Genomic DNA, 615 nt, shown 5'->3' on the forward strand with positions numbered 1-615 from the left:
CCCGCCAGTCGCCGAACTCGGCCCCCAGCTTCAGCGCCTCGCTGTTCAGGTCGGCCCCGGTGCGGGCCACGGTGCGGCCGTTCCCGTCCTGATAGGCGTCGCCCGTCGCCCGCTTGGCATAGATCAGCGCGTCGACCGGCCCCTGGCGCCCGTACAGCGTCACCGCCCCCGTCGCCGTGCCGCCGTTGTCGCCATAGCCGTTGGTGACACGCCCGCCGCGGTCGCGCCCGTCCTCCAGCATGTCGATGGCCGATTTCGTCTCATACGCGATGCTGCCGCCCAGCGCGGCAAAGCCCGCATCCGCCGGCGCCACGCCCGGATCGACGCGCGCGGCCTTCAACAGGCCCGGATCGATCATGTTGGTGCCGGTATGGTGGAACATGCGGTTGTTCTGCGCGGCCCCGTCGACGCTGACCGACAGCTGCTGTTCGTCGATGCCGTTGACAAAGACGCGTTCCGCGATGGCGATGCCGCTGCTGACGGTCACGCTGGGTTCGGCGCGGAACACGTCCTCGATGGTGCCGGTGCGGGCATCCTCGATCTGTTCCGCGCTGGGGGCGATGCGGGCCGGGGCCTCGCCTTCGGCCGTCAGGGTGATCTCGTCCAGCAGGATCG

1 protein-coding gene is annotated in these 615 nt (G+C 70.4%); it reads right to left on the bottom strand.

Going from position 1 to position 615, the window contains the following annotated elements; all coding sequences use genetic code 11:
* Positions 1-615 (bottom strand): TonB-dependent receptor plug domain-containing protein (locus TW83_RS12460; RefSeq protein WP_045983103.1); only part of this gene is annotated, 615 nt, incomplete at both ends.

Source organism: Paracoccus sp. S4493 (assembly GCF_000967735.1).
In the GTDB taxonomy this organism is placed as follows: domain Bacteria; phylum Pseudomonadota; class Alphaproteobacteria; order Rhodobacterales; family Rhodobacteraceae; genus Paracoccus; species Paracoccus marcusii.